Origin of the sequence: Schinkia azotoformans, from assembly GCF_035811335.1 — a bacterium.
In the GTDB taxonomy this organism is placed as follows: domain Bacteria; phylum Bacillota; class Bacilli; order Bacillales; family Bacillaceae_J; genus Schinkia; species Schinkia azotoformans.
The window spans coordinates 34,674-49,407 of sequence record NZ_JARSMD010000021.1; the positions used below are offsets into that span (position 1 = coordinate 34,674).

General features: G+C 34.3%; 17 protein-coding genes and 1 pseudogene. 2 read left to right on the forward strand and 16 right to left on the reverse strand.

The genetic code is table 11. The features are described from left to right. Positions 1-49 precede the first annotated feature (49 nt). Positions 50-172 (forward strand): hypothetical protein, encoded by a 123-nt coding sequence (locus P9E47_RS12990; RefSeq protein WP_003329574.1) that lies wholly within the window; start codon positions 50-52, stop codon positions 170-172. Between the two features lie 92 nt (positions 173-264). On the opposite strand, the gene xerS is transcribed toward P9E47_RS12990, so the two are convergent. From xerS to P9E47_RS13055, 13 genes and pseudogenes are all read right to left on the reverse strand, one after another. Then, positions 265-1,362, reverse strand: a complete 1,098-nt coding sequence (gene xerS / locus P9E47_RS12995) for a tyrosine recombinase XerS (protein ID WP_003329573.1) — start codon at positions 1,360-1,362, stop codon at positions 265-267. A gap of 469 nt (positions 1,363-1,831) precedes the next feature. After that, positions 1,832-2,098, reverse strand: coding sequence for a hypothetical protein (locus tag P9E47_RS13000; RefSeq protein ID WP_326163610.1), 267 nt, complete (start codon positions 2,096-2,098; stop codon positions 1,832-1,834). Positions 2,099-2,170: 72 nt separating this feature from the next. Continuing rightward, entirely contained in the window at positions 2,171-2,683 is a 513-nt protein-coding gene (locus P9E47_RS13005; protein WP_326163611.1) for a hypothetical protein, read from the reverse strand. Between the two features lie 125 nt (positions 2,684-2,808). Beyond that, entirely contained in the window at positions 2,809-3,594 is a 786-nt protein-coding gene (locus P9E47_RS13010) for a tetratricopeptide repeat protein (RefSeq protein ID WP_326163612.1), read from the reverse strand. A 947-nt stretch (positions 3,595-4,541) separates the two neighbouring features. Continuing rightward, the gene (locus P9E47_RS13015; protein WP_326163613.1) at positions 4,542-5,039 is read right to left on the reverse strand and encodes a hypothetical protein; all 498 of its coding nucleotides are present in this window, start codon (positions 5,037-5,039) and stop codon (positions 4,542-4,544) included. A gap of 72 nt (positions 5,040-5,111) precedes the next feature. After that, a complete protein-coding gene (locus P9E47_RS13020) occupies positions 5,112-5,480 on the reverse strand; it encodes a hypothetical protein (protein WP_003329565.1) in 369 nt (122 codons plus the stop codon). 55 nt (positions 5,481-5,535) lie between these two features. Next, a pseudogene (locus P9E47_RS13025) lies at positions 5,536-6,902 on the reverse strand (FAD-binding oxidoreductase). A 126-nt stretch (positions 6,903-7,028) separates the two neighbouring features. Continuing rightward, positions 7,029-8,024, reverse strand: coding sequence for a hypothetical protein (locus P9E47_RS13030; RefSeq protein WP_326163614.1), 996 nt, complete (start codon positions 8,022-8,024; stop codon positions 7,029-7,031). Further along, entirely contained in the window at positions 8,009-8,281 is a 273-nt protein-coding gene (locus P9E47_RS13035; RefSeq protein WP_326163616.1) for a hypothetical protein, read from the reverse strand. Before P9E47_RS13035 ends, P9E47_RS13030 begins: the two co-directional genes overlap by 16 nt. Positions 8,282-8,288: 7 nt before the next feature. After that, positions 8,289-9,182, reverse strand: a complete 894-nt coding sequence (locus P9E47_RS13040) for a phosphatidylinositol-specific phospholipase C/glycerophosphodiester phosphodiesterase family protein (protein WP_326163618.1) — start codon at positions 9,180-9,182, stop codon at positions 8,289-8,291. Positions 9,183-9,379: 197 nt separating this feature from the next. Further along, a complete protein-coding gene (locus tag P9E47_RS13045) occupies positions 9,380-10,027 on the reverse strand; it encodes an ABC-2 transporter permease (RefSeq protein WP_003329560.1) in 648 nt (215 codons plus the stop codon). Continuing rightward, positions 10,011-10,889, reverse strand: a complete 879-nt coding sequence (locus P9E47_RS13050) for an ABC transporter ATP-binding protein (RefSeq protein ID WP_326163619.1) — start codon at positions 10,887-10,889, stop codon at positions 10,011-10,013. Before P9E47_RS13050 ends, P9E47_RS13045 begins: the two co-directional genes overlap by 17 nt. A gap of 6 nt (positions 10,890-10,895) precedes the next feature. Next, a complete protein-coding gene (locus P9E47_RS13055) occupies positions 10,896-11,267 on the reverse strand; it encodes a GntR family transcriptional regulator (protein ID WP_003329558.1) in 372 nt (123 codons plus the stop codon). Here P9E47_RS13055 and P9E47_RS13060 point away from each other — a divergent pair. Further along, entirely contained in the window at positions 11,254-11,778 is a 525-nt protein-coding gene (locus tag P9E47_RS13060; protein ID WP_326163621.1) for an ATP-binding cassette domain-containing protein, read from the forward strand. The genes P9E47_RS13055 and P9E47_RS13060 overlap by 14 nt on opposite strands. Before the next feature lie 417 nt (positions 11,779-12,195). Here P9E47_RS13060 and P9E47_RS13065 read toward each other — a convergent pair whose 3' ends face one another. The 3 genes from P9E47_RS13065 to P9E47_RS13075 all read right to left on the reverse strand — a co-directional run bounded on the left by P9E47_RS13065 (position 12,196) and on the right by P9E47_RS13075 (position 14,576). Continuing rightward, on the reverse strand, positions 12,196-12,678 hold the full coding sequence (locus P9E47_RS13065) for a DUF6155 family protein (RefSeq protein WP_326163622.1): 483 nt from the start codon (positions 12,676-12,678) through the stop codon (positions 12,196-12,198). Positions 12,679-12,983: 305 nt separating this feature from the next. Continuing rightward, a complete protein-coding gene (locus tag P9E47_RS13070; protein ID WP_326163624.1) occupies positions 12,984-13,448 on the reverse strand; it encodes a copper amine oxidase N-terminal domain-containing protein in 465 nt (154 codons plus the stop codon). A 135-nt stretch (positions 13,449-13,583) separates the two neighbouring features. Beyond that, a complete protein-coding gene (locus tag P9E47_RS13075; protein ID WP_003329551.1) occupies positions 13,584-14,576 on the reverse strand; it encodes an NADPH:quinone oxidoreductase family protein in 993 nt (330 codons plus the stop codon). Positions 14,577-14,734 lie beyond the last annotated feature (158 nt).

A 14,734-nucleotide genomic window follows, 5' to 3' on the forward strand; every position in this document is an offset into this window, starting at 1 on the left:
TATCATTTCAATAATGTTTAATAAGAATATAAAAAAGGAGGTCCTTTCCATGATGTTATTCTTTCGTTTTATCGTCATTGGTTTTTTCTCGTTAACTGCATTGTCATTATTTAGCTTTCAATCGATTGAAATTTTCCAAGCTTTTGTTGATAGTTTTTTTCAAAATAAATAATGAATTATTAATTAGTAAGAGGGGTACACCAGCAATCAACACTGGCGCACCCCTATGTTTTTTACAGTAAAATAAACACACAACCTTGCCAACTAGTTATCTGTTTCCTTCAACTTATCCATCATATTTAGTTGATTGATCGCTTTTTTCAGATCATCATTTTGAATGTGCGTATAAATCATCGTTGTTTGGATTGATGAATGGCCGAGCTGACGCCTTAACTTAGGCACATCGTTGATCTCAGCATGATATCTGGTTGCAAAAGAATGACGCAGCTTATGAACGGATAGAGAAGGTTTCCCGTATGCGATTGCATATTTTTCAACAAGTTTTTCTACCGCCCGTGGTGTAAGTCGCCTTGATGTTCCTTTGGGACCCATGGGAGCAGAAAGGAAGAGGGCTTTATTCGTTTTATCAATCTTATATCGTTCGATTCTAATCCGAATATAATCCTGTAAATCTAGCATTGCCTGTTCACTAAAATAAACATATTGTTCTTTATTACCTTTTCGTATAACCCGTGCGTTAAATTTATTAAAATCGATATCTCCTAAATCAAGCCCCACTAATTCAGAAAGACGCAGCCCTGATCCTAGAAACAATGATACTATCGCTGTATCACGTTCACGATTAAACTGATAAAAATTTAATTTTTTCTTATCTTCTTTAAAAATTTCAGCATAACCCTCAGCAACAAAGGCACGAAATTGCTCATATTCATCGCCCATAAGAATTTTTCCTTCCATACGATTAGCAGTTGTTTCAGGATCTTCGGAAACTTGATTAAATTCAATTTTGGCCATAACATTCCGGTGTATGTAAGGTTCAAGTTCATCAGTCTCAGCAATATTTTGCAGGTAATTATATAATGACTTGAGGGCGGATAACTTACGATTAACCGTCAAATCTTTATTATTTAGTTGATGCTTTAAAAAGCTAAGGAAGGTTTCAATTTGCTGTCTTGTTAATTTTTCAAGAATAGATAAGGGAATATCCTTAAGTGGTCCAGGATGAAAACCTTCAGTAAGGATCCAGTTAAAAAAGATTTTAAAATCATGACAATAATTTAATAAGGATGCTGGAGACAAAGTTCGTCGTTTATTATCGATAAATTCTTCGACATACCAAGGGAGTTCAGCTAAAATAATTTCTAAATTTTTATAAAAACGCTGCTGATTAGGATTTGCCACAAAAATCACCTCAAATACATTATAATGGAAGGAGTGGGTTTTTGTATATAGTTTATTACGTCAAATTTATATTTTACGTAATAATATAAAAATAAATAAAGAGTACACATTTTAGCCCTCCCCAATTGTCCAAAGACAAAAAATTATGTACAAAAAGGACAAGAAAATATGTACAAAGCTATTTCTGCTCATTCGAGACAAAAAACTTTGTACAAAAAAGACAAGAATCTTTGTACATCTCTTTTCTTTCTATTGCTTTCAAAGAGCTTCTATTAGTAAAACATTTGTGAAAATAAAGTATTAGACTGCCGCTGTATTATTGTGCTGTCTCTAACACTTTATTTTTAAAACTATTAATCCGCCACGGATGTCTATATATAACTATCCATAAAATCTGCACTTCCCCTTCTTACTTATTTTACCACAAGGAAGTTGTTGTTTATCAGTTCATTCTACTTCTAATTATGCATTATCTATTCATGAAGCAGAATGTATGAACTAAACGGTCAATACTTTTAGGAGATAACTTACTATATTTCTCACAAAGATGTTTCATAAAAAGAGCTCCTGACTCACCTACTGTTTTCTGATTATCAGGAAAACGGTTAACTTCCTTAATCAAAAAACTAATTTTCCTTAAATCCTCAGAGGACATTTCGTTGGGTTTTATTATATAAGAATTTTTACTTGACCTCTCCTCAATAATTTTATTAACCTCATCCCAATCAATTTCCATTATTAGTTCCTCCATTTTTTAGCAAAATCATCTAACAATAACTGGCTATTTTATTACATTCCAATATATTAACTAATTAAAAGATTTATATATAAAAAAATAACAATAATTTAATTTAAATCTGTTTTCCATTCTGTCTATAGCTATTTGCATTGGTGATCTATAACGAGGATACTTAGTTGATCTTTTGTATGGACAGATATATTTCTCATTTATTTCGTTTAGAATATTTTTCATGTAATTATAACGATCTTTTTGAAAATAGAAACTAATATCCCCATCCGCTTGAATATATCCAGAATTGTTAATTGCCTCTTCCCAGTGAGTTTTTTCGATAGATGGTAAATTAAGTCCATCATTTCCAAATTTTCTTAAAGCATATTCTATGGTTAACGTTATATACTGCATCGGAATTTCGACTTTATGAGGTAGTCCAAATTTCCTTCGTAAGTCGAGAAAAACCTCAAATAATTCTTCTGCAGAATGATGTAATCTATATCCCCTAATAAATGAATCAAGAAAAAAATATTTAGTAAAAGGCCAATTACTGCTTAAAGGAAATTCACAATTTTCATCATATCCCATTAAACATATTCTTAAATCATTAAGTGTCTCAATACCTTTAAATTTTGTACGCTAAGCAAGTTTCGACATAAAAAAGTCGGTTTCCTGTCAGTTGAAGAAGATTTAATCGCTAAATCCCTTAAAAGTTACCGATTTATACAAGGATTCAACTCCAAACTCGTGTAATGGTCTGCCTCTGCTGATTGAGTATCTCCCTTTGCTTTATATACTTCTGAGCGTACCTGGTAATGAGTCCACTCTTTAGGCTCAATTTTAATGCAGACATTGCAATCCATTAGTGCATTTTCAAACTGCCCCATTTTTGTATAAATTCTTGCTCTCCGATGATAGAGATAGAGCTTTGCCGGTTCTACTTCAATGGCTAAAGTGATGTATTCAAGTGCCTCTTTAAGCCGCCAAATTCTTTCATAAAATTCCGCATTGTCCCAATAAGCTTGTCTGGTTTTTGGATTTTCTTCAATTTCTTGCTTTAGAACCAATATGGAGTTTTCTCTCTGCCCTAATTCCTCATAAACCTTAGCTAAATATTTATGATACATATATTTTGGAGGTGCTAAGTTAACAGCCTTCTTTATATCCTCTAATGATTTCTCTAAATTACCTAATTCCAAAAATATTTGATGCCGTAGGAAATAAAAAAAGAAATGCCTTTGCGGCTCTAACTGAAAAGCGAATTCAAGATCTTGAATTGCTAAATCATATTTTTTCAGCAACGTATATGTTTTACTCCGCTCTACATATAAATTTGCATTTTGTGGGTCAAGTTTAATTGCATCAGAATATTCTTTACATATTTTCTCATATGGGCTCTCTGTATTTGTACTAAGGTTTTTTGATATCTCAGAATGATTCACATGATGGCCTAGCTTACCTTCTCTACTCCACTTCTTGAAAAAACTAAAAATGTTCATCTTTCATCCCTTCTTGTAAAATTAGAACAGAATAAAAACAACCAATTATTCTAGAGAGCCAATAATAATAAATATACCTGTTGTAATAAAAACATTCAGTCCCCTTTCACTCTCTCTTTGATTTTACCATTGTAATCCTTGATAAAGGCATTCCTGATTTCGGAAGAATATGCAGATATTTCATTCTGCTGCATATACAGAGGTTTTTTAATATTCGTCAGCAATTATTCAATGTATCCTTGCCGTAGGATTTTAATTTAAGTTGCTCTAACAACCCATGAGTCAGTGCTTCTCAATTGGCTGATTCCTCTTTTCCATAAGGTGCCTCCTATACAATATCATAGACTCTCGGCATTCGCCGAGTCATATGGTTCAAGGATTTTCTTGAACCATTTATATTTGATTCCTCCTACTTTTTGTAGGGGGATTTTTCATTTTACAAATGTAGAATTGGAAATTCTACGTTGAAATTTATTTGCTTAAATTGCCGAAAATACTTGACTTTTTAAAAACACCACAATAATCGCCGGTGAAGGGATTGAAAAAATCTCTACTAACCATGATTGAGGTGTTGATTTTGAAACCAACTTTTATTCCACATGATGAGTAGCAGCAGTTTGTTATGGACCAACTGCGGAAACATTATTCCGGTGGTATCTTGACGATTTTAAACAGTGACTGGCCTGTTCTTACAAAATTATGGATTACCGATCTCTATCGAAAATCACGATAACTCTTACACCTTATTACGGAAATAGAGGACCTTTTGCTATGATTTTTTGCAAAAAAAAAAAACGGCCACAAACCCAGTATTCATAAGGGTTCATGGCTGTTTTCTATTCATATTAACTGCAAAATTCAGGCTACAGTCCATATATTTCGTAAAAATAGCTAAAACTATAGGAAAAATAAAAAGCCGCAAGGTGCGACTGGAAAATGTATTGACACTATTTAATTCTTTTTAGCTCGCGAATTTCTGATTCTGTTTCAATCGAACGTAAAGCAAGTGTTTCCAGTATTTTTTCATGCCGAGCTTGGCCTTCTTTGAGTTGAGTTAGATCACCTTTGATGTAGTTTACATCTTCAGTTAAGGCTTTTAACGTTGCATTAGTTGCTTCTTGATTGTAGCGAATTGCCGATATATCCTGTCTAATACCATCTTGACGTAACTCAACCGCATCCAAGCGCTTTTCGATTCCATCAAATCTTTCATCAATGCCATCAAATCTTTCATCAATTGTATCAAATCGCTTATCAATACCATCAAATCTTTCATCAATGCCATCTAATCTCTCATCAATTCCATCCAGTCGCTTATCAATTGCGTCAAACCTTTGATCATTTGCATCTAATCTTTGTTCAATCGCATCCAATCTTTTTTCGATAGGTTGCAATTCTTCTTTCAGGGCTGTACGCATAAGTTCTAGTAGTCTCAGTTCATCCATAAAATTCCCACCTTTCTACTAAAATGATTTAAGATTGATTAGCTTAATTATAGCAAAAATTAGAGAACACGGTTATTTAAATTTTAAATAAGGTTGATATAAACTAAAAACATCCTCCCGACTCCAGTGTCCGTAATACCATGTTCCTAAATCAATTTCTTCAATCCATCTTTTTTTCCTCATATTCTCTATATTTTCAATCCAAACCCCTGCCTTCTCTCTATCCGTTCTTATCCAAATTAAGCTTTTACCATTATTATTAATACTTTTAGGATAGAAATCCCTTTCTTTTACATATGGAAAGGTTAATTTGCTTCCCTTCCCAGTTTGAAGATTAATTTGATGGATGCCAGGAAGTGGCCTTTCTGAAAAATCTTTCAAGTCACTTTCAACTGATCGTGATACCTTTAATATTAATCTCCCCCTTTTCATAATTTTCATTTATATATAAACAGCAGCGACACCATTTCTGTGCGCTGCTGTTAAAAGTCGTATTTTAATACTTATCAAAAATCTTGTCCGGGTTTAATAAACATTTTGGATCCATTGTTTTTTTTATTAACAACATTAAATCAAAGGCTTCACCGTGTTCAAGTTTTTGATATTTCTTTTTCCCAATTCCAACACCATGCTCACCAGTACAAGTTCCACCACACGCAAGCGCATATTCTACAATATGTTTATTAAAATGATCCGCAATTTCGACTTCACTTGGATTATTTTTATCAATCATCAGGATTGCATGATAATTTCCATCTCCAACATGCCCTAATAATGCCCCATCAATTCCTAATTCATTTAATTTTAGTCTGGCATCATAAATCGCACCAGCTAACTCAGAAATTGGAACAACTACATCTGTTGTCATCATTTTTTTCCTGGTGTACCATGGATGAATGCATAGGCTAGATTATGCCGTGCTTCCCAAAGTTGGTGAACCGCCTTCGAATCAGTCTCAAATATAAATTCCTGACAGTCGTGATCACTAAAAAGCTCCTTCGTAAACCCGACATCTTGGTTGAGCCCGGCTTCATTTCCATGAAACTCAAGAAAAATCGTCGGAGCAATCTTGTACGATGTTCCATTATATTGATTTACTTGTTCGATTGACCTTGCATCAACAAGTTCAGAACGAGCAATCGGAATCCCAGCCTGAAGGACTGACACTACAGCATTTACCGCATCCTCTGTGCTTGGAAATACGGCTCTCGCAGCCATTGTACATTCAGGAATTCCATATACCTTTAACGTAATTTCGGTAAAAAGGCCTAACGTGCCTTCTGAACCCACGAATAACGAGTTTAAGTTATACCCAGACGAAGACTTTGCTGCTAGATTACCAGTATGTAGGATTGTTCCATCTGCAGTTACAACCTCCAAATCCCGGACCTGATCTTTCATAGTTCCATAACGTACAGAGGTCGTTCCACTTGCATTCGTAGCAGCCATACCACCAATCGTTGCATCTGCTCCAGGATCAACAGGGAAAAATAAACCGTATTTCTTTAATTCTTTATTTAGTTGTGTTCTTGTTACACCGGGCTGAACTTTTACAAGAAGATCCTTCTCATGCACCTCTATGACTTGATTCATTAATGAAAAGTCAACGGAGATGCCGCTATGATATGGAATTACGTGCCCTTCGAGGCTTGAACCAAGACCAAAGGGAATAACTGGGGCTACATATTTATTTGCTATTTTCATAATCTCGCTGACTTCTTCTCTATTGATTGGAAAAACGACAACATCTGGTCTTGATGCTGTATGATGAGATTCATCTACACTGTGATGCTCTAATATAGTTTCATTCGTTGTAACACGATCTTTAGGAAAGATTTGCTGTAATTCTTTGAAAAATTCCACTAAAATCACCTCTACTAGATTAAAAATTCATTCTTTAAAGATAATTATAACTGTATTTTGAATTTTTAAAAGGTTATAAAAAAAACGAGTGTTAGACTGTGACGTTTATACACTCGTTTTGTAAGTTTAGTCTTTTCTATTGGGTAGATAAATATCAAAAACTTCATCCCAACTCCAGTGTCCATAATACCATGCTCCCAAATCAATGTTTTCAATCCATCTTTTTTGCTTTCCATTACCTATGTCTCCAATATATACAGCAACTTTTTCTCTATCCGTTCTTATCCAAATAAAGCTTTTTCCATTATTAATAATTATAGGATAAAAATCCCCCTCATTTTCAGATGGTGAAGTTATTTTTTTTTCTTTTCCAGTTTGAAGGTCAATTAAATAGATGCTGGGAAGCGGTCTTTCAGCAACATTAATCAAATCACTTTCAACTGAGCGTGATACGAGAAGTTTATTATTGGAGATCCATGAAAAATGTCGATCAACAAAGCTAGATGGTGTGTACATGGATATTTTATTTTTAGGCATGTCCTTAATTGTTAATTTCTTATTTATTGTTGAAAGTCGATTATTTCCTCTTATAAATGCTAAAGAATTATTGCTTGGTGCCCATTGAAACCATTCTTCGTAATTTAGCATTTCATCAATTTTATGAAAAATCCGGCTATCATTAGAAATAACACTAATCGTATTACTATCGGCCGACATTGATGCTGTCGGAACTAATTGAAATGCAATCCACCGATGATCATGTGACCACTTAAATTGACTTGTACCATAGAAATAATCATCCTTACCTACAGGTACGGTATAAAAATGGTGGGACTCGTAAGTATTGTTGTTTTTAAGAAAAATCTTTGACAGTATAATGTCCGAAAAAACATCTTTGCCCGCTTTTGAAGAAGTTAAAAAGCCGCTTCCATCTGGCAGCCACGAGAAATTGATTATTCCAGAAGTAATCTGTTGTGGTTTGTGTAATACATGAACATTAACCATTGTTAGAACATCATCTGATTGAAACCCAAGGGTATTTTGATTTGGTGACCAGTTAAAATTCGTACTAACATTAGAAAAAACTTTATATTTCCTTTGTGTTTTTACATGATATGCCAAAGATCTCCTTGATGTATTGAATATTCGTTTTCTTTATCACCTTTTATATAAGCAACCCAATTCCCATCAAAAGACCATTTTGGAAATCTGATGAACTCATCGTTGGTAATCCTTTGTTCATGATTATCAACTTTAATCCACAGATCATTGTCTTTAATAAACGCAGCCTTTAAGACATCATCTGATTCTGCTGAAACAATTGAAAAAGATAGGATCCAGACAGTAAAAATGGTTAGTAACAAACTAATTCCTTTCATTAATCATTCACTTCCCTTTCCCCGTATCCAAGTCGTTCAAATCCTTAGGCAGGAGTGTAGATGAAAAAACACCATGTGCCGACTTACTTAAGAATGAATCTACTTCTTCTTTGGTTTCCACAGGATGAACAAATGTATAAATTCCTTTTTCCTTTAATTTTTCGGCAAATCCATTTGCAAAATACACATTAAACCTCCAGGTATCTACAACAACAATATCCACATTTCTCTCTGATACAAACTTCATTAAATCTTCTTCGATTATTTCTTGTTGCAAATAAAGGGTGTAGATGATGGTTTCGAAAGGATAAATTTCTTCTATAGCTGTAAGCATCTCTTTCGTGTATATTTGGGGAATAATTTGATTCAATATTTTAGGTTCTACTTCATTTGCAACATGAACAATTTCTTTAAAGGTTTTTTTTACTTTTTCAAGATCTGTATCTTTTGTATCGGTTATTAGGTACATGTCAGGATGTCCTTTCATAAACATTGCGATTTCTTCGAACGTTTGTGGAGTATATCTCTTGTTAATAGAGTATCCTTTAAACTCTTCCAATGATAAAGCTTCATTTACCTTTCCGGTTGGGATCCTTTGTTCTAATTGTTTTGCCGTCCTTTCCTCCCAGTAATGTCGCGCAACCAATACATCATCTTTTGTAAAGATCAGATCAGATTCAAACGCTCTTACCCCTCTGTTGTAATTGAGCTCCATTGCTTCTTTACTATTTGTATAGGTTTTTCCATCAATCCCACCCATTGCATGAGCGATAAGACGGTGTTCTATAAACGCTTTCTTTTCGATCGTATCTTTCACAGTAGTTCCGTTTGCACCTTTAGCTTGCTCCCAAACAATTAGAAATAGACAAATAATAAACAAAATCCAGATATATTTTTTCACTTTCCTCCCTCCATATCTAGTTTTTTGTCCCCATTTTTCTGTAGCAGCGTAGTATTAATTAATTTAACCATTATTAGCATTTACATGTGATTGAATGAAGATGAAAAATAGAAAAAGGCCGCCCCAATGCCTCACTACCTTTATTTAAGGTAGAATCAACTACTGGCATGGATGCGGCCGTTCGTAAATATTTATTTTCAAAACTCCCGTTTACGGTAAAAAACAAGAGAAAGTAGATATGAAATCGTAACAATCAACACTAATGGGATCAAAATTAATACTATCATTTCTGAATTTGAGAGTTGGCCAAAGAACTCGAAAATCCTCGTTGTTGAATAGTAATCCAAATTACTAATAACCGACGTAGCACCGATTACAAATAAAAAGAAAATTATATAATTTGGCAATTTCGCTTTAGTATATCCCCATTTAAATATTAATGGTAAAGAGATTGACGTGAAGATTGTAACTGAAATAATCGCTCCTAAAATTCCATCTACTGTAAACCATTCGAATTTTATTGGTAATTCAAAAATTTTGATTATAAAAGAAAAAATATAGTTAACTAGAATTGCATAAAGAACAAATACATAAACAGAGATATATTTAGACAGTACAATTTTACTTTTTTTGATTGGCAAACTAACAAGCATCAAATCACTTTTATTTTTATCTTCAATTTGACTGACACCAAGAGCCAATGTATAACTCACGGCTAAAATACTTATTGATAAACCGGCCATACCAATATTGGAAAGAGTAAAAATAAAAAATGCGATTAGTATACATGCCATTAACAGATTTCTCTTTTGGATTAAAATATCTTTTTTAATAAGATGATACAATGTGATCACTCCTTCTCGTTGAAAATACCAGAATATCCTCGATGGTTGGCTTCTCATATAGGACAGAATCTCCCAATATCTTTCGGATCTCTTTTTTGTTTTTTGACAATGCTTCAAAACCATATTCATTTACTTTAAGTCCTATTAAAGGTTCTTCGATGTTGGCAGCTAGTGTGTCCTTCCGTCCCTTTACAATGCAATATTTGTCAATGAGTTCGTCCTTTGTTTTGCTTAAAACGATTTCCCCATTATTAATTAACGTGATGTAATCAGCAATTTTGTCTAAATCCGATGTAATATGGGTTGAAAAAAAGACAGATTTGTTTTCATCTTGTATTAACGACTGGAGAATTTCTAATAGTTCACTCCTTACAAGCGGGTCAAGACCAGAAGTTGGTTCATCCATGATAAGCAGCTCAGCGTGATGAGAAAGGGCAATAGCCAATGAAAATTTCATTTTCATCCCTTTTGATAATTGCTTAATTTTCTTTTTTAGAGGTAGATTAAAATCTTTTACATATTTGGTGAACGCCGCTTCGTCCCAGAGACTATAAAATGGCCTTATTAAGTTTTTCATTTCTTGAATAGTTAGTTCTTCATAATAATAATTTTCGTCATACACAAACCCAATTTTTTCTTTGATCTCAATTTCATTTTTTATATTGTCTAACCCAAATACATTAATCTCTCCACTGTCTTTTTTAATAAGATTCATTATTAGCTTAATGGTCGAGCTTTTACCTGCTCCATTTGGACCAATAAAACCCATAATATAGCCTCTTTCAAGCGTTATATTGATATCCTTCAATTCAAACCCTTTATATTTTTTTGATACATTTGCAATTTCTAAAATGCTACTCATTTTTTATCACCCTTCGTAAATCAGCTTAAGCATTTCTTCAAGTTCCTCTATCGTAAGACCAACGAGCTTTGCGGTCATAACGGCCTCGTTCATTTTGTCTTCTACCATTTTAATCTTTGTTTCCCTTAACATTTCTTTGTTCATTTCCGCTACATATGAACCTTTTCCGGCGACGGTCACGATATAGCCGTCTCTTTCAAGTTCGTCATATGCTCTTTTTGTTGTAATAACACTGATTTTTAGCTCCTTAGCTAAATTTCTAATAGATGGGAGTGGCTGTGACTCGGCTAGCTCCCCTCTTACAATTTGCTCTTTAATTTGTTCTACAATTTGCATGTAGATTGGTTCGTCTGAAGAATTTGATATGATTATATTCACAACTGGCATCCCTCTTATTGTTTATATCGTCACTACTGTATATGAACATTATATACAGTATCAACAGATGAGTCAATCAGACTCTTGGACCCAATTATGTTACTTCATCCCGCTTCTTATAGTGGACCTCTGCTCCAACATGTTTAATGGGTTTGAATGTGATCAACTAACAAAGAAGAATACAATTACAGGTTTAATAGGACGAAATGGTGTTGGTAAAATAACCCTTTTAAAGATAATAGCAGACTTTTATAAACAAACTTCTGGTGAGGTGCGCGTTTTCGGAGAAATGCCTTTAACAATCTTAAAATATCGCAAAAAGGTCTTTTTTAAAAAACAGGTTGGAGTAAATGGAAGTTATATCATGGTGAAAAACGATTTTTCGGATGAATTATCGGAGCAGGCTAAACAAAGGGGTGTCCAAATTACAACTGTTTCCGCCGAGGCTGTTTGTATGTATGCTACCAGTAAAACGAAAGGTGGAATCGATGATGTATTTAACAAACGCTAGTAGTAGTGGAAATTTATAGATTGAATGCATTATTACAAAACGAGCCATTGGAGTCACTCAATGACTCGTGGACTTAAAATATTATTATCAAATGTGCCTTGGCGTATTTGCGCCCATTCGCATTCATCTCGCCACTTATGAAAGTGGGAGACTTCTGCTGAATGAAGTTAAAACTAAATATAGTCAATCCCGTTATCCTTACACCATTCAATTATATCTTCCAGTTTGACTGCTTTTTTCATGTTTTACACCCACCAATTCCGAAGTATTTCTTTAAAAATGATAAAAGTCCTTTCTCAAAAAGGTAATCAGAATCAGTTTTAGGGTTGAATTCTCCCCTTATTCCACTATCTCTCATTCTTCATCTGCTACCCATTCTAAAGATAAATAAAGATCCCATAATGCATCGTGATATCCTCAACCGATACCACTTGAATCTTCAATCACCGAAGAAAGGCGATCATGAAAAATCTTAAATAGCTTTTCATCTTTGGCACATTCGCTGATCACTTTGTTGTACATCGAAATCATACTGTCGTAAAATCTTCCATCAATGTCACCGTATGTATTTGTAAATTCCGTTCCAACCTCAACATAAAATAACATTAAATCTAGTGTTCTTAATTGATCGCCTGTGATTTTTTTGAAATTAGTGATTGCATCCCTAGCTTCACCTAATCTCATTTTACCAAAGCCTTTATCGGGTAGAAATTCATCATTAACTTTTTTCTTCGCACTTTCAAATAAGGCTTCTACCGCTTTTTCCCCGATAAACTTACTAGAAAGAAAGTCTTGCACATCTTTGTTAAGTTTGTATAATTCCGTTACCAATTGGATAAGTTCTTTTTGATCAAATTCTTTCAGCTTTTTCTTTAAATCAGTAATTTTTATTTTTGTCATAATATTGCCTATTCTCCTTTTCGAATTTTGATGTAGCATATAAATCTAGTATAATAATACACAAAATTATCAATACTGAGGGATAATAAAACAGACCAAATCATTATGACTGGTCCAAATTTAGCATTTATATTCGATTTTTCATCTTTCAAAAATATCATTCAACTCCACCGCCAAATCATCAAAAAGGTGCCACCATCGGTTTGCATTTTTTCCCTTTAAAGGTATTGTAAAAAATACCAAACAATTCAACTAAGGCAGCTTGGTGTGCTCTTTTCGGTGAAGCAAGAAAATAAATTTGTCCATCAATCACCGGCAGCACTAATTTTTATTGAGATTTCTTCAGTATACTCCTTTACCACTACATTAATTTCCTTTTCAGCCAGTTTGATGGTAACCATATTTATTTTGCTATCCCATTTAATATCAGCTCCAAATGCAATTTCTAGCAATCTAACAGGGACCATAGTTTGTCCTTCAATCATCCGGATGGGAGCATCTAAATCATAAAGCTTTCCATTTACTAATACTTCCTCTTCGTTTATACGAAGATTTACCACAGTTGTATCCTTAGATGCAATCACTTTTTGTTCAACACTATCCCATTTCACATCCGCCCCGATCGTTTGAAAAATACTGCGAAGCGGTACCACTGCCCTTCCTTCTATTAATAAACCATTATTCAACGTTATTGTTTCTTTCGCGGACACAAAACTTCCTGTTAATGTTGTTAAAAAGACGATAACAACTAATGCAATAAATGATTTCATGTACAATCCCCCTATTAACTCTATCAGGGAATTGTATGCAGAAAATGAGAGACTTAGACCTTTTAATCATTTTTATATAAAAAGAGAGCAGATCAACGAAATGTTGTCTACTCTTTGTTAATTAATTTAATAGATTTATAATTTTACAACAACTCTACCCTTGGATTTTCCCTCTAAAATAGACGATAATGCTTTAGGTAATTCATCCAAAGTAATTTCATGCCCAATCGTATTTAATAAATAGTCAGGTTTTAAATCGGTTGCCATGCGATTCCATAGTTCTTTTCGGGTCTCCATTGGACAATATACCGAATCAACACCAAGAATGCTTACACCTCGAAGAATGTATGGGTATACGGTTGTTGGTACTTCACCACCGCCTGTTAAACCACTGACCGCAACAGCACCTTGATAGTTTAATTGAGAAGCGATCGCCGCCAACGTTTTGCCACCAACCGGATCAACGGCAGCTGCCCATCGTTGTTTTCCAAGCGCCGGTATTTTGTCGCCTACAATCTCTTCTCGAGATAGAACTTCTTTCGCTCCAAGGTCACGTAAAAAGCTGTGCTCTGACTCTTTTCCGGTACTAGCTACAACATTATAGCCTTTATTAGCTAGCATCGCAACAGCCATGCTGCCAACTCCTCCAGTTGCCCCTGTTACAAGGACATCTCCTAAGTCAGGACGAAGTCCATTTTTTTCTAAGCGATCAATAGACAACGCAGCTGTAAAACCAGCGGTACCATATATCATAGCTTCCTTTAAAGTTAATCCTTCTGGAAGTGGAACGATCCAATCAGCAGGAACCCTGGCATATTCACTAAAGCCGCCAAAGTGGGATACTCCAAGCTCATAGCTTGTAACAATAACCTCGTCGCCCTCATGATATCTGGAATCCTTAGAATTTACAACTGTTCCAGCAAGGTCAATACCTGGTATGAATGGATAGGATCTTACAATTTTTCCATTTGGAATACTTGCCAACCCATCTTTGTAGTTAACACTAGAATAAGCAACCCGGATTGTTACCTCACCTTCCGGTAAATCATTTAAATGGACTTCTTTAATGCCCGCACTAAACTCTTCCCCTTCTTTATTTACAATAAATGCTCGAAATCCTTTTTCCAAGAAAAACCCTCCCCCTATAGATAACAATATGTAATGGGAATATTCAGAGTATTCACCATAAATATTGTACCATAGCAAAATATTAAAAGTACAATACAAAGAGCGATAAATAAAGACAGCCAAGTTATATGGCCGTCTAATAATCCGTACCATTTTGA